Source organism: Streptomyces sp. NPDC101227 (assembly GCF_044767545.1).
GTDB lineage: Bacteria > Actinomycetota > Actinomycetes > Streptomycetales > Streptomycetaceae > Streptomyces.
This window is the reverse complement of sequence record NZ_JBIWOD010000024.1, coordinates 108,867-128,869: the sequence shown is the minus strand read 5'-3', so window position 1 is coordinate 128,869 and position 20,003 is coordinate 108,867. Positions and strand designations below refer to the sequence as shown.

At 70.6% G+C, this 20,003-nt stretch carries 20 protein-coding genes; 12 read left to right on the top strand and 8 right to left on the bottom strand.

Features of this window, described 5'->3' with window-relative positions; genetic code table 11:
- The first annotated feature begins 208 nt into the window (after positions 1-208).
- The 8 genes from ACIRPT_RS36830 to ACIRPT_RS36795 all read left to right on the top strand — a co-directional run bounded on the left by ACIRPT_RS36830 (position 209) and on the right by ACIRPT_RS36795 (position 7,641).
- Positions 209-478, top strand: a complete 270-nt coding sequence (locus ACIRPT_RS36830) for a hypothetical protein (protein ID WP_403835508.1) — start codon at positions 209-211, stop codon at positions 476-478.
- A complete protein-coding gene (locus tag ACIRPT_RS36825) occupies positions 475-855 on the top strand; it encodes a helix-turn-helix domain-containing protein (RefSeq protein ID WP_403497102.1) in 381 nt (126 codons plus the stop codon). The genes ACIRPT_RS36830 and ACIRPT_RS36825 overlap by 4 nt, the downstream gene beginning before the upstream one ends.
- Before the next feature lie 171 nt (positions 856-1,026).
- Positions 1,027-1,548 carry a 2-oxo-4-hydroxy-4-carboxy-5-ureidoimidazoline decarboxylase gene (gene uraD / locus ACIRPT_RS36820; RefSeq protein WP_403497104.1) on the top strand — a complete coding sequence of 174 codons (522 nt, stop codon included), beginning with the start codon at positions 1,027-1,029 and terminating at the stop codon, positions 1,546-1,548.
- Complete coding sequence (gene uraH / locus ACIRPT_RS36815; protein WP_403835503.1) at positions 1,545-1,955, top strand: hydroxyisourate hydrolase; 411 nt, start codon at positions 1,545-1,547, stop codon at positions 1,953-1,955. Before uraD ends, uraH begins: the two co-directional genes overlap by 4 nt.
- Before the next feature lie 7 nt (positions 1,956-1,962).
- Positions 1,963-2,886, top strand: a complete 924-nt coding sequence (pucL, locus tag ACIRPT_RS36810; protein WP_403835500.1) for a factor-independent urate hydroxylase — start codon at positions 1,963-1,965, stop codon at positions 2,884-2,886.
- An 82-nt stretch (positions 2,887-2,968) separates the two neighbouring features.
- Positions 2,969-4,372: a nucleobase:cation symporter-2 family protein gene (locus tag ACIRPT_RS36805; RefSeq protein ID WP_403497110.1), complete on the top strand. Its 1,404-nt coding sequence runs from the start codon at positions 2,969-2,971 to the stop codon at positions 4,370-4,372.
- A 45-nt stretch (positions 4,373-4,417) separates the two neighbouring features.
- Positions 4,418-5,821 carry an 8-oxoguanine deaminase gene (locus ACIRPT_RS36800; protein ID WP_403497111.1) on the top strand — a complete coding sequence of 468 codons (1,404 nt, stop codon included), beginning with the start codon at positions 4,418-4,420 and terminating at the stop codon, positions 5,819-5,821.
- Positions 5,822-6,132: 311 nt separating this feature from the next.
- Positions 6,133-7,641, top strand: a complete 1,509-nt coding sequence (locus ACIRPT_RS36795; protein WP_403835496.1) for a nucleobase:cation symporter-2 family protein — start codon at positions 6,133-6,135, stop codon at positions 7,639-7,641.
- Positions 7,642-7,792: 151 nt separating this feature from the next.
- Here the strand turns inward: ACIRPT_RS36795 and ACIRPT_RS36790 are convergent, their stop codons facing one another.
- The 4 genes from ACIRPT_RS36790 to ACIRPT_RS36775 all read right to left on the bottom strand — a co-directional run bounded on the left by ACIRPT_RS36790 (position 7,793) and on the right by ACIRPT_RS36775 (position 11,527).
- A complete protein-coding gene (locus ACIRPT_RS36790; RefSeq protein ID WP_403835493.1) occupies positions 7,793-8,758 on the bottom strand; it encodes a chitosanase in 966 nt (321 codons plus the stop codon).
- Between the two features lie 197 nt (positions 8,759-8,955).
- Positions 8,956-9,771, bottom strand: a complete 816-nt coding sequence (locus ACIRPT_RS36785; RefSeq protein WP_403835491.1) for a GNAT family N-acetyltransferase — start codon at positions 9,769-9,771, stop codon at positions 8,956-8,958.
- A gap of 38 nt (positions 9,772-9,809) precedes the next feature.
- The gene (locus tag ACIRPT_RS36780; protein ID WP_403835489.1) at positions 9,810-10,367 is read right to left on the bottom strand and encodes a TetR/AcrR family transcriptional regulator; all 558 of its coding nucleotides are present in this window, start codon (positions 10,365-10,367) and stop codon (positions 9,810-9,812) included.
- 218 nt (positions 10,368-10,585) lie between these two features.
- Entirely contained in the window at positions 10,586-11,527 is a 942-nt protein-coding gene (locus ACIRPT_RS36775) for an RNA polymerase sigma-70 factor (RefSeq protein WP_403835487.1), read from the bottom strand.
- 188 nt (positions 11,528-11,715) lie between these two features.
- Between ACIRPT_RS36775 and ACIRPT_RS36770 the strand changes: the two genes are divergently transcribed.
- The 4 genes from ACIRPT_RS36770 (at position 11,716) to ACIRPT_RS36755 (ending at position 16,217) form a co-directional block, all read left to right on the top strand.
- Complete coding sequence (locus tag ACIRPT_RS36770) at positions 11,716-12,201, top strand: carboxymuconolactone decarboxylase family protein (RefSeq protein ID WP_403835485.1); 486 nt, start codon at positions 11,716-11,718, stop codon at positions 12,199-12,201.
- 313 nt (positions 12,202-12,514) lie between these two features.
- Positions 12,515-13,948 (top strand): M20/M25/M40 family metallo-hydrolase, encoded by a 1,434-nt coding sequence (locus tag ACIRPT_RS36765; protein ID WP_403835482.1) that lies wholly within the window; start codon positions 12,515-12,517, stop codon positions 13,946-13,948.
- 852 nt (positions 13,949-14,800) lie between these two features.
- A complete protein-coding gene (locus tag ACIRPT_RS36760) occupies positions 14,801-15,481 on the top strand; it encodes a polysaccharide deacetylase family protein (protein ID WP_403835480.1) in 681 nt (226 codons plus the stop codon).
- Positions 15,482-15,743: 262 nt separating this feature from the next.
- Positions 15,744-16,217, top strand: a complete 474-nt coding sequence (locus ACIRPT_RS36755) for a hypothetical protein (protein WP_403835519.1) — start codon at positions 15,744-15,746, stop codon at positions 16,215-16,217.
- A gap of 35 nt (positions 16,218-16,252) precedes the next feature.
- Here the strand turns inward: ACIRPT_RS36755 and ACIRPT_RS36750 are convergent, their stop codons facing one another.
- The 4 genes from ACIRPT_RS36750 to ACIRPT_RS36735 form a co-directional block, all read right to left on the bottom strand.
- A complete protein-coding gene (locus ACIRPT_RS36750; protein WP_403835477.1) occupies positions 16,253-17,197 on the bottom strand; it encodes a GNAT family N-acetyltransferase in 945 nt (314 codons plus the stop codon).
- Positions 17,198-17,312: 115 nt separating this feature from the next.
- The gene (aceB, locus tag ACIRPT_RS36745) at positions 17,313-18,941 is read right to left on the bottom strand and encodes a malate synthase A (protein ID WP_403835474.1); all 1,629 of its coding nucleotides are present in this window, start codon (positions 18,939-18,941) and stop codon (positions 17,313-17,315) included.
- A 103-nt stretch (positions 18,942-19,044) separates the two neighbouring features.
- Entirely contained in the window at positions 19,045-19,182 is a 138-nt protein-coding gene (locus ACIRPT_RS36740; RefSeq protein ID WP_403835471.1) for a hypothetical protein, read from the bottom strand.
- A gap of 64 nt (positions 19,183-19,246) precedes the next feature.
- Positions 19,247-19,825, bottom strand: a complete 579-nt coding sequence (locus tag ACIRPT_RS36735; protein WP_403835468.1) for an NTP transferase domain-containing protein — start codon at positions 19,823-19,825, stop codon at positions 19,247-19,249.
- Positions 19,826-20,003: the final 178 nt, after the last annotated feature.

The following is a 20,003-nucleotide window of genomic DNA, read 5'->3' as shown; positions in this document are numbered from 1 at the left end:
CGCTCCAGCAACGGAAGCTCGGTGAACAGAATCGACAGGTTGACGTTGAAGCGCGTGTCCGTGAAACCCATGGAGGTCCGGCGCCCCTTCCGAATTGTGGAACTTCTTTTCTGCGTAATGGAACAGTGCCTGTCCGGTTCGGATGCTGTCAAGGGGGGCCCTGGGCAATTTCTGGTCGCCGGGGCGATGCGCGCGTAGGTTGAACCGCGTGCGATTGAGAGTTGAGTTCACGACGGAGCCGTTCGACCTGGATGAGGCGCCGGACCATGCGGTGGTCGCGCGGGACATCGTCACCGGCGCCGGGCTGGACGCCGTGGACGTCGGGCCGTTCGGCAATACGGCCGAGGGTGACGCCGACCGGGTGCTGGGCGCGGTCACTGCCCTGCTGCGCGAATCCCTGGAGGCCGGCGCCACCCGGGTCTCGCTGCAGGTCAATGTGATCGCGGACGCCGAGCCGGACGAGGGGGATGCCACGTGACCGAGCCCGCCGACCACCCGTTCGTCCAGGCGGTCAAGCCGCTGGTGGATGCGATGGGCGGACAGATGGTCGCGCCCGACCTGGCCCAGGGCGACGATGTCGTCCTGGCCTGGGAGGGGCAGGACCGCGTGGCCGTACGACTCCCGCATCTGTCGGACTCGCTCGACCACATCCTCGCCGAGCTCCAGCGCCGCCACGGCATGCCCCTGGCCGAGCTGGACCGCAAGACCAAGCAGTCGGTCGTCCGGATCCTGGAGGCGCGCGGCGCCTTCTCCGTACGGCACGGCGTGGAGACGGTCGCGGGTGCGCTCGGCGTCAGCCGTTTCACGGTGTACAACTATCTGAACCGGGAGAACGCCGCGAAGGCCGCCGACTGAGGCGAACCGGACGCAAGCCCCGTTCCGCAGCCCGAAGCCGCCGTCCGGATTCCCCGGACGGCGGCTTTTGTGTTGCCGAGTTTTCAACAAAGTGTTGACGTGATGTTGCCGGGGGTCTTAGCTGTTTCCAGCCAAGCAGAGCTGTCCAGCACCAGGCCACGGAGGCTTCCCGTGTCTTCGAGTTCGACCCCAGGTCTTTCCCGGCTCAACGCCGCCGACGACAGTACGGCCACGGCCGAGCTGCACGAGGTGTGCGCCAGCCGGGCGTGGGGAAGCAAGATTCTCGCCCAGCGCCCCTACGCCACCACCGACGCCCTGTTCGCCGCCAGCGACGCCGCCATGGCCGAGCTCACCGCGGACGACCTGGCCGAGGCGATGGCCGGGCACCCGCCCATCGGCCGGCCCAAGCCGGGCGACCCGACCTCGAGCCGCGAGCAGAGCGGCATGGCCGGCGCCTCCGACGAGCTCAAGGCGGAGATGCTCGAGCTCAACCTGGCCTACCAGGAGAAGTTCGGGCATGTCTTCCTGATCTGCGCCTCCGGCCGTACCGGGGAGCAGATGCGCGATGCGGTCCGTAACCGGATCGACAACACGCCGGAACAGGAACGAGAGATCGTTCGTGTCGAGCTCGGCAAGATCAACCGGATCCGCCTGACCCGCCTGACCGACCTCGCAGAAGGAGACGCAGCATGAGCAGCGAGACGGCTGCAGCAACGTCGGTGTCCACGCACATCCTGGACACCAGCGTGGGCCGCCCCGCGGAGGGCGTCGCCCTCACGCTCTCGGTGCGCTCCGGAAGCGGGGGCGCCTGGACCGCCCACGGAGCCGGCAAGACCGACGCCGACGGGCGCTGCAAGGACCTGCCGGCCCTGCCGGAAGGCACCACGCACGTACATCTCGACTTCGCGGTCGAGGAATACTTCGTTTCGAACAAGCACTGCATCCAGCAAGCCGAGGAACAGCAGGACGCCCCCCGCGTAAGGGACAGCGGAGCCTTCTTCCCGGAGGTGGCAATCACCTTTGCCGTCAAGCCGGGCGAGCACTATCACGTACCGCTGCTGCTCAACCCGTTCGGCTACTCCGTATACCGAGGGAGCTAGCACCGACATGCCCACGATTCTCGGCCAGAACCAGTATGGCAAAGCGGAAAACCGCGTCGTCAAGATCACCCGCGACGGCGACACGCACCACATCAAGGACCTGAACGTCTCGGTCGCGCTCTCCGGCGACCTGGAAGAGGTCCACCTCTCCGGCTCCAACGCCAACTGCCTGCCGACGGACACGACGAAGAACACCGTGTACGCCTTCGCCAAGGAGTACGGCATCGAGTCGGCCGAGCAGTTCGGCATCCACCTGGCCCGGCACTTCGTCAGCAGCCAGGAGCCGATCAAGCAGGCCCGGATCCGTATCGAGGAGTACTCCTGGGAGCGGATCGCCACCTCCGACGCCAACTCCAAGTTCATCGGCTCGGACGACGTCAAGCACTCCTTCGTCCGCAAGGGCCAGGAGACCCGGCTGAGCGAGATCGTCTACGACGGTGAGCAGTGGCAGGTCATCTCCGGTCTGAAGGACCTGGTCGTCATGAACTCCACCAACTCGGAGTTCTGGGGCTACATCAAGGACAAGTACACGACCCTCAAGGAGGCGTACGACCGCATCCTGGCCACGCAGGTATCCAGCCGCTGGCGGTTCAACTGGACCGACGACGAGCAGCGGATGCCCAACTGGGAGCGTTCGTACGAGCAGGTCAAGAAGCACATGCTGCAGGCCTTCGCGGAGACCTACAGCCTCTCCCTCCAGCAGACCCTGTACCAAATGGGTTCGCGCATCATCAACAACCGTTCCGAGGTCGACGAGATCCGCTTCTCGCTGCCGAACAAGCACCACTTCCTGGTGGATCTGGAGCCGTTCGGGCTGAAGAACGACAACGAGGTCTACTACGCGGCGGACCGCCCGTACGGCCTGATCGAAGCCACTGTTCTGCGCGACGGTGTCGAAGCCCGGATCCCGATGGATCTGACGAACCTCTAACGGCCTCGACGCAACGCCGTGCCTCGCGTCCCCTCCCCACCCCGCAGCGGGGAGGGGGCGCGAACTCCGAGGGGAACGACCCATGGCACAGCAAGAGCAAGTTGAGCACCACCCCGTCCCACCGGTTCACCCGGTGGACGAGAAGCCGGCGGCCAAGCGGCTGGTCCCTGCCGCCCTCCAGCACATCGCTGCCATGTACGCCGGCGTCGTCACCCCTCCGCTCATCATCGGCCAGGCCGTCGGCCTGGACACCGCCGGCCGCACCCGGCTGATCGCCGCGAGCCTGCTCATCGCCGGACTCGCGACCCTGCTCCAGACGCTCGGCATCCGTAAGTTCGCCGGCAACCGCCTGCCCTTCGTCAACGCCGCCAGCTCCGCCGGCATCACGCCGATGCTGGCCATCGCCGAGACCACCTCCAAGGGCCATCAACTCCCCGCGATCTACGGTGCCGTGATGGTCGCCGGGGTCTTCTGCCTCGCGGTCGGCCCGTTCTTCGGGAAACTGCTCCGCTTCTTCCCGCCGCTGGTCACCGGCGTCGTGATCACCCTCATCGGGGTCACGCTGATGCCCGTACCGGTCGGCTGGGCGCAGGGCGGCGACAAGCACGCCGCGGACTTCGGCGATATGCAGAACCTGGCGCTCGCCGCCTTCACCCTCGTGGTGATCCTGCTCATCCAGCGCTTCACCCAGGGCTTCGTCAAGCAGATCGCGCTGCTGATCGGCCTGGTCGTCGGCACCCTCGCCGCGATCCCCTTCGGGATGGCGAGCTTCGACGGACTGCGCTCGGCCCCGATCGCCGCACTGCCCACCCCGTTCGCCTTCGGCGCCCCCGAATTCCAGCCCGCCGCGATCCTCTCCCTGTGCATCGTGATGCTGGTGCTGATGACGGAGTCGTCCGCCGGCATGCTGGCCCTCGGCGAGATCTGCGACCGCCGGACCACCGGCGCCACCATCACCCGGGGACTGCGTACCGACGGCATCGCCACCCTGCTCGGACCGGTCTTCGGCGGCTTCCCGACCAGCGCCTTCGCGCAGAATGTCGGTGTGGTGTCACTGACCCGGGTCCGCAGCCGCTACGTCGTCGCCCTCGCCGGCGCCGCGCTCCTGGTCCTCGGCGCTTTCCCCGTCCTGGGCGCCGTGGTCTCCCTGGTGCCGATGCCGGTGCTCGGCGGTGCGGGTATCGTCCTGTTCGGCTCGATCGCGGTCAGCGGTATCCGTACGCTCTCCGAGGCCGGACTCGACGACAGCTCCAACATCATCCTGGTGGCGGTGTCGCTCGGCGCAGGCATCATCCCGCTCGCCGCGCCGACCTTCTACGCCGACTTCCCCGCCTGGGCACAGACCGTGCTCGGCTCCGGAATCAGCGCCGGCGCCCTGGTCGCCGTCGCGCTCAACCTGTTCTTCCACCATCTCGGCACCCGGAGCACTCCACGGGCAGCGGTACTGTCAGCCGCCTCGCCCGGCTCCGGCACTCAAATCCCGTAGGGCCATGCCGTGCCCAACCGCCAGTATTCGAAAGAAGGAAGCACCATGGCTGCATCGGCATCCCCTGACAGCGCGGTGAAGCAGCGCATCGTCATCGAGAACTGCGCCATCGCGACCGTCGACGCCAACGACACCGAGTACGCCACCGGCTACGTGGTCGTCGCGGACAACATCATCGAGTCGCTGGGCGCGGGCAAGGCTCCCGAGGGGCTGGAGAACGTCGTCCGCCGGGTCGACGGCACGGGACACCTGGTCACTCCGGGCCTGATCAACACCCATCACCACTTCTACCAGTGGATCACCCGGGGCCTGGCCACCGACCACAACCTCTTCAACTGGCTGGTCGCGCTCTACCCGACCTGGGCCCGCATCGACGCCCCGATGCTCGCCGCCGCCACCCAGGGCTCGCTCGGCATGATGGTCAAGGGCGGCGTCACCACCGCCTCCGACCACCACTACGTCTTCCCCCAGGGCTCCGGCGACCTCGTCGGCGCCGAGCTTGCGGCCGCCGCCGAGATCGGCGCCCGGATCACCCTGGCCCGCGGCTCCATGGACCGCAGCGAGAAGGACGGCGGCCTGCCCCCGGACTTCGCCGTCGAGACCACCGAGGGCGCCCTGCTGGGCACCGAGGAGGCCATCGACAAGTACCACGACGCCTCCTTCGGCTCGATGGTGCACATCGCCGCCGCGCCCTGCTCGCCGTTCTCCATCTCCACCGAACTCCTGCGGGAGGGCGCCAAGCTCGCCCGCCGCAAGGGCGTACGGATGCACACCCACGGCTCGGAGACCGTGGAGGAGGAGAAGTTCTGCCACGAGCTGTTCGGCATGGGCCCGACCGACTACTTCGAGTCGACCGGCTGGCTCGGTGACGATGTGTGGATGGCGCACTGCGTCCACATGAACGACTCCGACATCGCCGCCTTCGCCCGTACGAAGACCGGCGTGGCGCACTGCCCCTCGTCCAACGCCCGCCTCGCCGCCGGCATCGCCCGCGTCCCCGACATGCTCGCGGCCGGCGTCCCGGTCGGCCTGGGCGTGGACGGCACCGCCTCCAACGAGTCCGGCGAGCTCCACACCGAGCTGCGCAACGCGCTGCTGATCAACCGCCTCGGCGCCCACCGGGAGGCCGCCCTCAACGCCCGCAAGTCGCTGCGGCTCGGCACCTACGGCGGTGCCCAGGTCCTCGGCCGTACGGACGAGATCGGCTCCCTGGAGGCCGGCAAGCTCGCCGACCTGGTCCTGTGGAAGCTGGACGGCCTCGGCCACTCCTCGATCGCCGACCCGGTCACCGCCCTGGTCTTCGGCGCGGCCGCCCCGGTCACGCTGTCGCTGGTCAACGGCAAGCCGGTCGTCGAGGACAACCACCTCACCAACGTCGACGAGGACGCCATCGCGCGCACCGCCCGCGCCGAGGCCCAGCGTCTGGCCCGTATCGCCGCCGAGGGCTGATCCCCTCGGGAGCACAGCACAAGACTCGGCCGGGAGGGACGGCTCCCGGCTGAGCTTGTGGATCCGAGCGGGATCCACAAGCGCCGGACCCCGGGGGTACGGGGGCTCCACCAGGGAGCGTCTCGTACCCCCGGGGCCGGGTATCCCCGGGCAGGTCCACCGCCCCACTGCCGTCCCCGCGCCACAAGCGCACCCGTTGCACACCACGCTCACCAGCGCGACTTCTCGCACCACCGCACCACATGGCAAGCCCTCCGTGACAGCCTCGCGCCGCCCGCCGCGGCGACGCAGAAATCGACAGGAGGCCCGCAGTGGCCGCAATTACCGGGCAGAAGTCGGAGGAGGACCGGAAGCATCCGGTCGATCAGACCCTCCCGCCCTTGAAGATGTTCACCAGCGGCCTCCAGCATGTGGCCGCGATGTATGCGGGCGTGGTGGCCCCACCGATGATCGTGGGACCGGCCTGCGGGCTGAGCCCCACCGAGACCGCCTTCCTGATGGGTGCCAGCCTTTTCACCGCCGGTATCGCCACGCTCCTCCAGACCCTCGGATTCTGGAAGGTCGGCGCCAAACTCCCCTTCGTCAACGGCGTCTCCTTCGCCGGTGTCACACCGATGGTCGCCATCGGCAAGGCCCAGAGCCCCGAGAACGCGCTGCCGATCATCTTCGGCGCGGTCATCGTCGCCGGTGTACTCGGTTTCTTCGTCGCTCCCTACTTCTCCAAGCTCGTACGGTTCTTCCCCCCGGTCGTCACCGGCACCGTGATCACCCTGATCGGTGTCTCACTCCTCCCCGTGGCCTTCAACTGGTCCCAGGGGGGTAACTCCCAGGCGCCCGACTACGGTTCCCTGACGAACATCGGGATGGCGGCGCTGACGTTCCTGATCGTGCTGGTGCTGCGCAAGGTGCTGCGCGGCTTCCTCCAGCAGATCTCGATCCTGCTCGGCCTGGTAGCCGGCACCCTGATCGCGATTCCCGTCGGCATCACCGACTTCGCCGCCATCACCAAGGCGGACCTCATCGGCTTCCCGACGCCCTTCCACTTCGGGGCACCGCAGTTCGACATCGCCGCGATCGTCTCGATGTGCATCGTGATGCTGGTGTGCATGACCGAGTCGACGGCCGACATGCTCGCCCTCGGCAAGATCGTCGGCCGCCCGGCGGACGAGCGCACCATCGAGGGCGGCCTGCGCGCCGACACCCTGGGCACGGCCGTCAGCCCGCTCTTCAACGGCTTCGCCAACAGCGCCTTCGCCCAGAACATCGGGCTGGTCGCGATGACCAAGGTGCGCAGCCGGTTCGTCGTGGCCACCAGCGGTCTGATCCTGATCGTGCTGGGCCTGTCCCCGGTGGCCGCCTCGGTGATCTCGCTGGTCCCGCTGCCCGTCCTGGGCGGCGCCGGCATCGTGCTCTTCGGCTCGGTGGCCGCCAGCGGCATCCAGACGCTGGCCTCCGCCGCCATGGAGAAGGGCGAGAACTCCCTGATCGTCGCCGCGGCCGTCGGCATCGGCCTGATCCCGATCGCGGCGCCGGAGTTCTACCACAACCTCCCCAAGGACATGCTGGTCGTGCTGGACTCCGGCATCAGCACCGGGTGCCTTGTGGCCATCATCCTCAACCTCGCCTTCAACCACTTCGGCAAGGGTGCGGACACGGCGGGGGAGGGGGACGCCACGGAGGCCGCCGCCACGGAGGCCGCTGCTGTGGACGCCGCCGCTCCGGAGGGCGACGACGGTGCCGCCGGCGAGGTGCGCATCCCGCAGCAGCCCGACCGCCGGGCCCCGGACTCGGGCGACCCCGCGTCGGCCCCCGCGCACTGACCCATGGACAGCGGATTACCCCTGCACACCCCTGACGTCGGCAACGGCCCGTAGGGGAGCGGCACCTGCCCCTCCCGTACGGGCCGTTGATGCGTGCGGGCGCGTGCGGATGTGTGCGGGTGCTCGCGGCGCCCCGCCGGCCGGTGCGGACTCAGTCGATGTGGAAGCTCTCCCCGTACACCTTCCAGCTCAGGGGCGTGTGCAGATCGAGGTTCCCCTTCTTGAGGAACACCCGCTGCGCGGTGTCCACCCGGCTGGTGTCGCTGTGCGCCTCCTCCTGTTTCATCGCCCAGACCCGCGCGTCGAGGAAGGCGTTCAGGTAGGTCTTCTCGTCGCCGCCCTGGGCCGGCGGCTTCGCCTTGGCCAGCGCGCGCTTGCGGATGCTGGAGAAGCTGGTCCTGTCGTCGCCGTCGCCGTGCATCACGATCGCGTCGTAGTACGCGAACTGGCCCAGCACGCCGATGCCGTCGGCCTTGCCCTGCTTGACCGCGGGGTTGAAGTACACCCGGTCGCGCTCATCGTCCTGCGCCTTCTGGAACTCGGGGTCCCGCGCCGCCTTCGCCCAGTCCTTGGGGTAGCCGGGGTCCAGTCCCTCGTGCGAATCGCTGCCGTCCACCTTGCGCAGCGCGGGCAGGTACTTGGCCAGGACGTTGTCCGGCTTGCGCTTCGTGTACAGCTCGACGAGTTCGAGCATGTCGTGCGTACCGGAACAGAAGCCGATGAGGCCGCCGGTGTAGCCGCGCCCGTCGCCGATGTCCTCGATGTACTTGTACTGGGCCTTCCAGTCCAGCGAGGAGTTCTCCGCGCTGGAGACCAGCTGCATGGCGATCTCCTTCTTCGCGGGGTCGTCGAGGCCGGCCCCGGCCCGTGCGGCAGGGGGCGCGTGATGGGCCGCGGCCGGGGCGTGGGGCCCGGCCGAGGCCGCCGTGGTGGCGATGGCGGTGGCCGGTACGGCGAGCAGGGCGAGGCCGAGGGCGACGCGGGCGGCGGTCCTGGGCAGACCCCTGCCCGAGGGCCGGCCGTCTGTTGCCCGGCCGTCTGTTGCCCGGCCTTCCGTTGCCCGGCCGTCCGCTGACGGTTCGTCCGCCGGCCGGCTGCCTATCGATCCGGTGCGCATGGAGTCCTCCAGTCCGGAGTGGGCCGTGGGGCCGTAGGGCCGTGGGGTGTGAGGCCCGTGGGGCGCGGGGCCCGTGGGGGGTTCTCAATCGTTAGGAAGCTTTCCTACCAGACTTGGGCGACGGCGTGAACCCGTCGCGCGGCGCGAACAGGCAGGAGCGGGGGAGCGGTTGGGTGGCGCGTGTGCCGTACCGGCCGTCAGCGGCCGCCGTCCGGACGCCAGATGTACGGGATGGTGGTGGCCGCCGCGACCAGGCCGAGGCGGGCGAGGATCGGGCGGCTGGTCTCCAGCGCGTCGACCTGGACGTAGCGGAAGCCGCGCCGTAGGGCGAGCGTGGCGCGGGCGCCCACCAGCGCCCGGTAGAGGCCGCGGCCGCGCCAGCCGGGAAGGGTGGCGCCGCCCCACAGCGACGCGAACTCGGTCCCGGTGTGGAAGCGGGCCCAGGCGGCGCTGACCACCTCTCCGGCCGGGGATTCGGCGACCAGCACGGTGCAGGGGTCGCCCGCCCCGGACACCCACTCCGCCATCGCCGGCGGCAGCCAGCTCCAGTCGTCGCCCCAGACCTCCTCCGCAAGCGCCTGGATGCGCGCGAAGTCGTCCCGGGTGGTGACCTGGCGCAGCCGTACGCCCCCCGGGAGCCGGGGCTCGGCGGCGGCGTCCGCGGCCTCGCCGATGACCACGGTTTCCCGGTCGCCGGCGGTGAACCCGGCCGCCAGCAGCCGCTCGGGCAGATCGGCGGGCAGGTCATGGCCGTGGTACTTCCACTCGACCGGCTTCCCGAGCGCCGCGAAGTACGCGCGCTGGGCGGCGATGAAGGCGTCCAGCTCCGGCCCGTCCAGCCCGCCCAGATCGCGGTAGAGGATCAGCCCGCCCTGCTGGGGGTGGACGGTGCGCAGCACCGGGCCGATGCGTTCGGCTCCCGCCCGGCCCGGTGCGAAGCCGCGGGCCCGCAGCTGTGCGTCGTACGCGGCGCGATAGGCGGCGGCCCGGCCGTCGTCGTCATGGGTCGTCATCCGCGTCACTTCACCACACGGGGTTCGGCGCCGCGACCTCATTTGCCCAGCAGTCCGCCCAGGAGCTCCCGGATCTCCGGAGCGGGGTCGAAGTCGTCGTCGGGGAACGCGAGTTGATGCAGGATGACGCCGTCGAGGTGGTCGAGCAGAATCCGGCCGTGCCGGTCGGGGACTTCGGAGCCGAAGCCGCGTACCCGGTCCGCGGCCCAGGCGAGGACCGTCCGCCGGCCCCGGGTGAGCGGGGCGCGCAGTTCGGGCCGGGCGGTGGACTCCAGGAAGAGGGCGAAGCGGGCGGCCGTACGGGCCCGCGCCGGCCCGGTGGCGTGGCGGGCGAAGGCGGCCATCGCCTCGGCCAGCTCGTCGGCGTCGCCCGGGTCGGTGCCGGCCGCGAAGGATTCCCACTCGCGCCGGTCCAGGGCCCGGAGGTGGTCGACGATGCCGTCGATCAGGGCCGTGCGGTTGCGGAAGTAGTTGGACGTCGTGCCGGTGGGGACGCCCGCTGTGGTGTCCACGGCCTGGTAGGTCAGCCGCCGCAGCCCCTCGGCTCCCAGCACCTCGACCGCCGCGTCCAGCACCTGGTTCCGCCGTCGTGCCACGTCATCCGCTCCTTTTACTACGTTCATAGTGCCCGGTCACTACAAACATAGTATCCCGCGGATGCGACACCCCCAGGCGCTGCGCACCCTCCGCCGCCCGCGCACCCTCCGCCGCCCGCGCGATCGCCGCCGCGCTCGCGGGCGTTGCCGTGCTCACGGCGGTCGGCCGCCCGGCCCTCCATGGACGCCGGTTGTTCCGTTTCCGGGCGGCCTCGGGCTCAGCGGCGCAGGGCGGTCTCCCGCTGCATGTGCGACAGCTTCTCGGGATTGCGCACGGCGTAGAACCCGGTGATGAGGCCGTCGTCGATGCGCACCGCCAGGACGGTGTCGATCGCGCCGTCGAGCCGGAGGATCAGCGCCGGGTAGCCATTGACCTGCGCCGGCCGCAGCGACCCCATGGCGGCGATCCTGCCCAGTCCGGTGGCCAGCAGGCGGCCCACCTTGTCGGCCCCCACGACGGGCCGCAGGACGGCCTGCTTGACTCCGCCACCGTCACCGAAGAAGACGACATCCGGTGCAAGGATGTCGAGCAGGCTCTGCAGATCGCCCGTTTCGGTCGCCCGTTGGAAGGCGTCGAGCGCGTCACGGGTCTCGGTCGGGGACACGGCCCCACGCGGCCGGCGCGCCGCGACGTGTGCCCGTGCGCGGTGCGCGATCTGGCGGACCGCGGCCGGGCTCTTGTCGACGGCTTCGGCGATCTCGTCGTACTCGACGTCGAACACCTCGCGCAGCACGAACACAGCCCGCTCGGTCGGCGTGAGCGTCTCCAGCACCAGCAGCATCGCCATCGAGACGCTGTCGGCCAGCTCGACGTCCTCGGCCACGTCCGGGGCGGTCAGCAACGGCTCGGGCAGCCAGGGGCCGACGTAGGACTCCTTGCGGCGGCCGAGCGTACGCAGCCGGCTCAGCGCCTGGCGGGTGGTGATCCGGACCAGATACGCACGCCGGTCCCGCACCGTGGCGAGATCCACGCCCGCCCATCGCAGCCAGGTCTCCTGAAGGACATCCTCCGCGTCGGCGGCCGAGCCGAGCATCTCGTAGGCGACGGTGAACAGCAGATTGCGATGGGCGACGAACGCCTCGGTGGCGGGGTCCGTGCTGCCGCCGCCATCGGGCTGCCCCGCCGCGTCCTCCGTGCGCCCGCTGCGCTCGCTCTTCACCGGCTGCTCCTGCCTGTTCGCTCTCGACGTTGCCACGCGCACAAGACGCCGGTCCCCGCGGTTTTGTGACACCTGTGGGCGGTGGCGCACGTCACACGGCCGTCCCGTCACAAGGAGCGGTTCGCCGGCATCTCGTGTTTGTCCAACGCAACACCGTTCAGCGCAACACCACGAGTGAGGACGTCATCATGGACCCCCGATTCAACCTGTTCGGCAACGAGATCGCCGCCAAGTTCGCCAAGCGGTTCGCCAACGCCGCCCTGGTGATCCACCAGTCGCCGCTGCCGAAGTCCACGCAGGAGCTGGTGTCGCTGCGCGCCAGCCAGATCAACGGCTGCGGTCACTGCATCGACATGCACACCAAGGAGGCCGCGGCCGCCGGGGAAACCGCGGTCCGGCTCCACCTGGTCGCCGCCTGGCGCGAATCCACCGTGTTCACCGAGGCCGAGCAGGCCGCGCTGGCGCTCGCAGAAGAGGGCACCCGGCTCGCCGACGCCCACCAGGGCGTGTCCGACGAGACCTGGGCCCAGGTGCGCAAGCACTACGACGACGACCAGATCGCCGCGCTGGTCTCCCTGGTCGCCCTGATCAACGCGGCCAACCGGCTCGCCGTGATCGTGCACCAGCCGGGCGGCTCCTACGAGCCCGGCGCGTTCGCCGCCGCGCTGAACTGACCACAGGCGCATCCGGCCCGGCCCGGGATCATCCGATCCGGGCCGGGCCCGCGCGTGTCCGGGCGGGGCTACGGCGACCGCGTGCGAAGCGACCGTGTGCCGCGGGTGCGTCGCTGCACGGGCGACGTTCAACCCGGTGGTCAAACACCCGGACCCACCCGCCCGACACGCCCCTTAGCTGCCTATATGCCCGATAGTCTGCTGCTGCAGCACTGATCCTGACGGTGCGTCACTGACATCACGGATATCGCTGACATCACTGACGTCACCGTGCGTGGGCGTCGCGACGGCGCCATGGGAAGGGAGTTCCGCGGTGAACCAGGCAGCCAACGATCCGCCCGGGCACGCCCGGCACACCCGGCACTCCTGGCGCGCCCGGTCCGGCGCGGTGGCCCCCGGCCTGGAGTCCATCGTCGACGCCCTGATGGACGGGGTCTGCGCCGACCTCAAGCGACTGGCGGCCATCCCCTCCATCGCCTTCCCCGGCTTCTCGCCCGAACCCGTCCTCGAGGCGCGCGACCTGATCGTCGCCCTGCTCAGGGACGCCGGCGTCACCGACATCGGCGAACTCAACCTGCCCGGCACGGCACCCGTCATCACCGCCACCGTCCCGCCGCCCACCCCGGACGGCCCCACCGTCCTGCTCTACGCGCACTATGACGTCCAGCCGCCCGGCGACGAGCGGCTCTGGGACTCCCCGCCCTTCGAACCCACCGGCATCGAGGACGGCATCCGGGCCCGCGGCATCGCCGACGACAAGGCCAATGTGATGGTCCATATCGGCGCGCTCCGGGCGTACGGCGGGCGGCCCCCGGTCGGCATCAAGATCGTCTTCGAGGGCCAGGAGGAGTACGGCAGCGTTTTCGGCGGCTACCCGCCCACCGACCCCGACCTCTTCGCCTGCGACGCGATGATCATCGCCGACACCGGCAACATCCGCCCCGGCACACCCACCCTCACCACCGCCCTGCGCGGCTCCGCCGAGCTCCTGGTGGAGGTACGCACCCTCAACGCGGCCGTACACAGCGGCCAATACGGCGGCGCCGCCCCCGATGCCCTGCTCACCCTCCTCAAGGCGCTCGCGACCCTGCACGACGTGCACGGCGATGTCGCCGTCGAAGGCCTGCGCCGCGCACCGTGGCACGACACGGCCCTCACCGACGACGACTTCCGCGCACTGGCCGGCGTCGTCCCCGGTACCCCGCTCCTCGGCTCCGGCGGCCTCGGCGAACGCCTCTGGAGCGGCCCTGCCGTCACCGTCGTCGGCCTGGACGCGCCACCCGTCGAACGCGCCGCCTCCGCCGTCGTCCCCTACGCCCGCGCCAAACTCAACCTCCGAGTCCACCCCCGACAGGACCCCGAGGAGGCCCTCGCCGCTCTCGCGCGCCACCTCGAACGACTGCGCCCCTTCGGCGTCTCCCTGACCGTCACCCCAGGCGAGACGGGCCCCGGCTACGAGGCCGCCACCGACGGCCCCGCCTACCGCGCGGTCGCCACCGCGCTGCGCCGGGCCTGGGGCAGTGACCCCGTCCACGCCGCCAGCGGCGGCTCCATCCCCCTGGTCAACGGCCTGGCCAAGGCCGTGCCGAACGCCGAGATCCTGCTCTTCGGCGCCGAGGACAACCTGTGCAACCTGCACGGCCCCAACGAACGTGTCCTCCTCTCCGAACTCCGCGGCGCCCTCCTCGCCGAGGCCGCCTTCCTGGCCGAGTACGCGGCGACTTACCAGGCCGGGGCCCGCGCCTGATCGCCAAGCCGATGGACTCGTCGTCGTCAGTGCTCCACCGGCATGCCGCTGGAGCACTGAAACCCGGAGCGCCGGTGCCTCTGAGCACCAAGGCGCATCTGCCCTCGTACGGCCGGGCACGACCCCGGGCCTTCACCGTCACAGCTGGTCGGGCCGGTGAGAAGAGACAGAACCCAGGCGGCCGACGGGCCCCACGCGACCGCGGCAGCCCGGAAATCCCGCTTCAATGCCATGCCCTGAGCGTGGTGCTGATGGAAACGGACCGCCGACCGGCTCCGGGGCGCTCCGCGTCGTCCTGCCGGGATGACGGAGGAGCCGGGCTGCGTCCGTCGGACGGCGGGGCCGCCGCACCCACCAGGGCGAATGCCGCGAGAAGCGGGACCAGGCGGCCGCGTCCCCTGAACGGCCCGGGCCGCGAGAAACGTGCCCCAACCGGCCCCGGCGGTGGGCCTGGTCCGCACCTGGGCTCGTGAAGCCGCGGCTGCGGTGACATCGTCCACGGACGCAGACGTGCCCGTCGGCGGCGCGCGAGGCCGTACGCGGAACGCGTCGCCGCCGCGGCGTCCGGTCCGGCGGGCGTGCCCGGCCCCCTCTCGCGGCGCGGCGGGGCCCCGGCGCAGCGGCACGCGCGATGCTGCGGTGACGACCGGCAACCGGAAGGGGAACACCATGCACCGACGCCAGTTCCTCGCGGCAGGCAGCGCGCTGCTCCCCCTCCCCACCGCGGCCTCGGGGGCCGGCGCGTCACCCCGGTCACCCGCGCGTTTTTCCACGTGGGATGCGCCGGGCCCCGGTACTCCGGCTCCTGACCCACCTGCTTCCGATGCCCCGCCGGCCGCCCCGGAACGCTGTGTGCAGGCCGGGCCGAAAGTTCTCGCTCTCACCTTCGACGACGGGCCCAGCCCGCTCTACACCCCGCAGGTCCTGGCCGTCCTGCGCCGCTACCACGTCGTCGCGACGTTCTTCATGCTCGGCGCCAACGTCGAGAAGTACCCCTCCACCGCATGCCGGATCGCCGCCGAGGGGCATGCGCTGGGCAACCACACCTGGTCCCACCCCCGCCTCGACGCCCTCCCGCCGGCGCGGGTCCGGGAGGAGATCGAGCGGACCAACGACGCCATCGCGCGTACCACCGGGGGCCGGCCCCCGGCCCTTTTCCGGGCCCCGGGCGGCCACTTCGCGCCCGCCGCCCTCGCCGTATGCGCCGACCTCCGGCTGCGCCCGATCTCCTGGTCGGTCGACCCGGAAGACTGGTCCAACCCCGGCACGGACCACATCGTCCGCAACGTGCTCGGCCACGCCCGGACCGGGTCGGTCATCCTCAACCACGACGGCACGCTCAGCACGCACGCCACGCCCGAGCACGAGGGCCGCGCCGATCGCTCCCAGACCATCGCCGCTCTGCACGCCTGGCTCCCCCAACTCCTCGAAGACGGTTACCGTTTCACCGTCCCCGACGCTCACCCCCGCCCCGACGTGGCGTTCGCCTGCGGAGAGGCCCGCCAGGCCGTCGGCCCTCGCCCCTTCGCATGACACGCCGTCCGCCCGGCCTCGATGCCGAGGCCTACAAGAAAGCGCAACACCGTCGAACCCTGCATCACCGCCCCAACAGTGGCGCGTCTTGGCCACGCGAACCGACGAACTCGCCATCGCCCACCAGGCCGCACGCACCTCACCTCGCCGGCATCCTCATCCGGACCCGACGCTGACCCACGCGACAGCACCGGGGCCTACTAGGTTGACCCGCGTGCGCACATACGGAAGGAGCTACCGGTACATCGGCCCCCCGGAGCTGATGGCCGCGGTCGGGCCCGGCGACACGGGCCCGCCGATCCGCTCGGCGGCCGACTTCGACGACTGGATCTCCTCGTGTGCGGCAGCGGAACTGGCCGAGCCCTTCACCTTCGTCATCGATTTGAGCGGCTTTCTGCGACTGGCGCCGCGGCGTAGCGAGCATGTGACATGCGCCGGCGGCGAACCTGTCCTGAGCGCGGGCGAGATGGGATTCGGCCGCGCAGCGGGCCGCTGGACGGTCAGCGAAGTGACCAACCAATCGACCGGATACTGCCCGGACCTCACCTCGTGGGCCGCCATCACCGAGGCCCTGGAACGCGTCGGCCTCGCTCACCCCGACGGCTTTACGCACCACGTGGTCTTCCGGCGCTGCGAACAATGCCAGGAGCACAACATCGTGCGCGAGGACGACTTCGTCTGCGTCTTCTGCGGCGCCGAACTGCCGGTGACATGGAACGTGGACCCGGCCCCGTAACCGACCGCGACGGGCGCATCGAGGGACCGTAAGGCCTAGCCATCGCCTATCCACGACGGCGTCGGCAGCCCCGCATCCACCACCGGTGACGGCGTCTCCACCCGCCACCCCTCCGCCCGGGCCACCCGCTCGAACCGCCGGATCTTGTACGCCAGCCCCTCCGGTGCGCCGATGTCACAGGACTCGGGAGCCCGCTCCCATTCCTCCGCCCCGCGGACCAGCGGCCACCCCGCCACGGCGAGATGCAGCGCGAACGTCGCCAGCCCATGGAACAGCAGGACCTCGCCCGGCCGCCCCTGCTCCCTCTCGATCCGCCGATGCCACCGCGTCCGTCGCAGGACCAGCCGGCCGCCGTCCCGCCGGGCGACGAAGACCGGCGCGCACACCCCGCCGTACTCCAGACGGAACGCGAACTCCTCCTCCCGCCGCCGCACTTCGTACCGCGGCCGGTCGGGGCCCCACTCCAATGTCAGCGCGTGTTTCCAGTTGCCCACCCACATCCCGCGTGCCAGGTAGAAACGGACCGCCTCCTGCCAACTCCAGTGGGTGTCGAGCCGGATGCCGTTGAATCCGGCCGCGCTTGCCGCTTCGTACACCGTCGTCAGCGCCCGCAGTGCCCGCCCGGCCCGCCGCGCCCGGGGATGGACGTACAGCGACGAGACCCCGAGGCGCTGCCACCCTCTGGGCCAGGAGTCCACCGCGATGGTCCCGACGATCTCCGAGCGATCCGTCAGCCAATACCGCCGCGACCGCTCGTCGCAGTGCTGATACTCCCGGCCGGCCGACCCCAGCCGCTGCCTCAGCCCCCGCTCCGATGCGGCCGTCAGCCCCTCCGGCTCGACGGCTTCCCCCAGCGCCGGCTCCGCCAGCGCCCCCAGCTCCCACCGCGCGAACCGCCGCCCTTCGCCCAGCGCAACGGGGCGCAATCCGGGCGCCCCGACCAGCAGTTGATGCACACGTAACGCGTCGTAATTCTTCATGCACACACCGTACGACCCGCCACTGACAACGCCCCTGCGTCGCCCGCGCCGGGCATGACGAAGGGCCCGTACGCGACGCAGTGCGGCGGCGCGTACGGGCCCTTCGGGCCTGGGATCAGCCCAGCAGTTCGTATGCCGGGAGGGTGAGGAAGTCGGCGAAGTTGGCGTCCAGGGAGACCTGGAGCAGCAGGTCGTGGGCCTGCTGCCACTTGCCGGAGGTGAAGGCGTCCTCGCCGATCTCGGCGCGGATGGCGGCCAGCTGCTCCGTGGCGACCTGGCGGACCAGGTCGGCCGTTGCCTTCTCGCCGTTCTCGAAGACGACGCCCGCGTCGACCCACTGCCAGATCTGCGAGCGCGAGATCTCGGCGGTGGCCGCGTCCTCCATGAGGCCGAAGATGGCGACGGCGCCGAGGCCGCGCAGCCAGGCCTCGATGTAGCGGGTGCCGACCTGGACGGCGTCGATCAGCCCCTGGTAGGTGGGCTTGGCGTCGAGGGAGTCGATGGCGATGAGGTCGGCGGCCGCGACCGAGACGTCCTCGCGCAGGCGCTCCTTCTGGTTGGGCTTGTCGCCGAGGACCGCGTCGAAGGAGGCGCGGGCCACGCTGACCAGGTCGGGGTGGGCGACCCAGGAGCCGTCGAAGCCGTCGCCGGCCTCGCGGTCCTTGTCGTTCTTGACCTTGGCCAGGGCCTTCTCGTTGGCCTCGGGGTCGCGACGGTTGGGAATGAAGGCCGCCATGCCGCCGATGGCGTGCGCGCCGCGCTTGTGGCAGGTGCGCACGAGGAGTTCGGTGTAGGCGCGCATGAACGGGGCCGTCATCGTGACCGCGTTGCGGTCGGGCAGGACGAACTTGGCGCCGCCGTCGCGGAAGTTCTTGACGATGGAGAAGAGGTAGTCCCAGCGGCCGGCGTTCAGGCCCGAGGCGTGGTCGCGCAGCTCGTAGAGGATCTCTTCCATCTCGTACGCGGCCGTGATCGTCTCGATGAGGACGGTGGCGCGGATGGTGCCCTGGGGGACGCCGACGTAGTCCTGCGCGAAGACGAAGATGTCGTTCCAGAGGCGGGCCTCCAGGTGCGACTCGGTCTTCGGGAGGTAGAAGTACGGGCCCTTGCCCAGGTCCAGGAGGCGCTGGGCGTTGTGGAAGAAGTACAGGCCGAAGTCCACCAGGGCACCGGGGACGGGCGTGCCCTCGAAGCGCAGGTGGCGCTCCTCCAGGTGCCAGCCGCGCGGGCGCATCACGACGGTCGCGAGCTCCTCGGCGGGCTTGAGGGCGTAGGACTTGCCGGACTTCGGGTCCGTGAAGTCGATCCGGCGCTCGTAGGCGTCGATGAGGTTGAGCTGGCCGCCGATGACGTTCTCCCAGGTGGGAGCGGAGGCGTCCTCGAAGTCGGCGAGCCAGACCTTGGCGCCGGAGTTGAGCGCGTTGATGGTCATCTTCCGGTCCGTGGGACCGGTGATCTCCACGCGGCGGTCGTTGAGCGCGGCGGGCGCCTCGGCCACCTTCCAGCTGTCGTCCGCCCGGATGTGCGCGGTCTCCGGGAGGAAGTCCAGGGTGCTGGTGCGGGCGATTTCGGCCCGGCGCTCGCCACGCCGGGCGAGGAGTTCGTCGCGACGCGGGGTGAATCGCCGGTGAAGCTCGGCGACGAAGGCGAGTGCGGCGTCGGTGAGGACCTCGCCCTGCCGTGCAGGGGTGTGTTCGGGGCCGACTTCGACGATGGCCAGCGGGGACGGCGCTGGTGCGGACATGAGCTGTCACTCCATTCAGCGGCGGTGCCTGGCGGCCGCCGGGGCGCCATTGCGGCACGGGGTGCCGCAGGCTCCGAGATACGGTCGCGGGCGCCGTCTGGATTCAGGGCGCTTCTGACCAGTGGAGAGTAGTTTCCTTATCGCGGAACTTCAATGGTTTGTTGATGTCGAGATTCTCTGGGTCGACAGAAGTGAAGATCAAATGGCTCTGGGTGCCATCGCCGTCACTCTCCATGGCCACCGCGAACTCCCCCGCCTCCCGGGCTGCGACTCCCGGTCGCGCCCCAGGTCGCGCCCCTGATCGGTCACTCCAGCCGCCGCAGATCCTCCGGTGTGTCGATGTCGTACGGCTCAGCCACATCCGAGCATTCGATGAGCTTGATCACACCGGCGTGTTGCCGGAGGTAGTCGCGCGCCCCTTGGTCGCCCTCCGCGCCCGCCGAGATGTCCGCCCAGCGGTCGGCGCCGAACAGGACCGGATGCCCGCGCCGGCCTCCGTACGCCGCGGATGCCAGCGACGCGTGACCCTCGTACGCGGCCACCACCCGCGCCACGGCCGCGGCACCGATGCCCGGCTGGTCCACCAGGGACACCACGACCGCATCCGCCCCGGAGCCGGCCAGCGCCGCGAGTCCGACGCGCAGCGAAGAGCCCATCCCCTGGGCCCAGTTGGGATTGTCCGACGTGCCGTAAGCGGCGAGGTCGGCCCGTTCGCGTACGGCGTCGGCGGCCGCGCCCAACACGATGTGCACCGGGTCGCAGCCGCCGTCCCGCAGTACCCGGGCGGCGTGCTCGACCAGGGGTCGCCCCCGGTGACCGAGCAGCGCCTTGGGGCGGCCGCCGAGTCGCCGCCCGCCGCCCGCGGCGAGCAGCAGGCCGGCCACCCGTACTCGTGGAGCCTGTGGCGGCTGCGGCGGCCGGGATGCTGCTGACGCTTGCGCGGTTGGTGGGGTTGATGGGGTTGATGAGGTGGATGCCATGGGGAGTGCTTACCGCATGGCGGCTCACGGTGGTGCGCCATGGTGTGCGGCGCCCTGTTGTGGGCCTCGTTGTGCGCTCCGG

What these genes read in the sequence shown, in the direction of transcription:
- uraH (WP_403835503.1), top strand. Translation starts at nt 1,545, where the DNA reads ATGAGCAGCGAGACGGCTGCAGCAACGTCGGTGTCCACGCACATCCTG.
- pucL (WP_403835500.1), top strand. Translation starts at nt 1,963, where the DNA reads ATGCCCACGATTCTCGGCCAGAACCAGTATGGCAAAGCGGAAAACCGC.
- ACIRPT_RS36805 (WP_403497110.1), top strand. Translation starts at nt 2,969, where the DNA reads ATGGCACAGCAAGAGCAAGTTGAGCACCACCCCGTCCCACCGGTTCAC.
- ACIRPT_RS36800 (WP_403497111.1), top strand. Translation starts at nt 4,418, where the DNA reads ATGGCTGCATCGGCATCCCCTGACAGCGCGGTGAAGCAGCGCATCGTC.
- ACIRPT_RS36790 (WP_403835493.1), bottom strand. Translation starts at nt 8,758, where the DNA reads ATGCGCACCGGATCGATAGGCAGCCGGCCGGCGGACGAACCGTCAGCG.
- ACIRPT_RS36785 (WP_403835491.1), bottom strand. Translation starts at nt 9,771, where the DNA reads ATGACGACCCATGACGACGACGGCCGGGCCGCCGCCTATCGCGCCGCG.
- ACIRPT_RS36770 (WP_403835485.1), top strand. Translation starts at nt 11,716, where the DNA reads ATGGACCCCCGATTCAACCTGTTCGGCAACGAGATCGCCGCCAAGTTC.
- ACIRPT_RS36755 (WP_403835519.1), top strand. Translation starts at nt 15,744, where the DNA reads ATGGCCGCGGTCGGGCCCGGCGACACGGGCCCGCCGATCCGCTCGGCG.
- ACIRPT_RS36750 (WP_403835477.1), bottom strand. Translation starts at nt 17,197, where the DNA reads ATGAAGAATTACGACGCGTTACGTGTGCATCAACTGCTGGTCGGGGCG.
- aceB (WP_403835474.1), bottom strand. Translation starts at nt 18,941, where the DNA reads ATGTCCGCACCAGCGCCGTCCCCGCTGGCCATCGTCGAAGTCGGCCCC.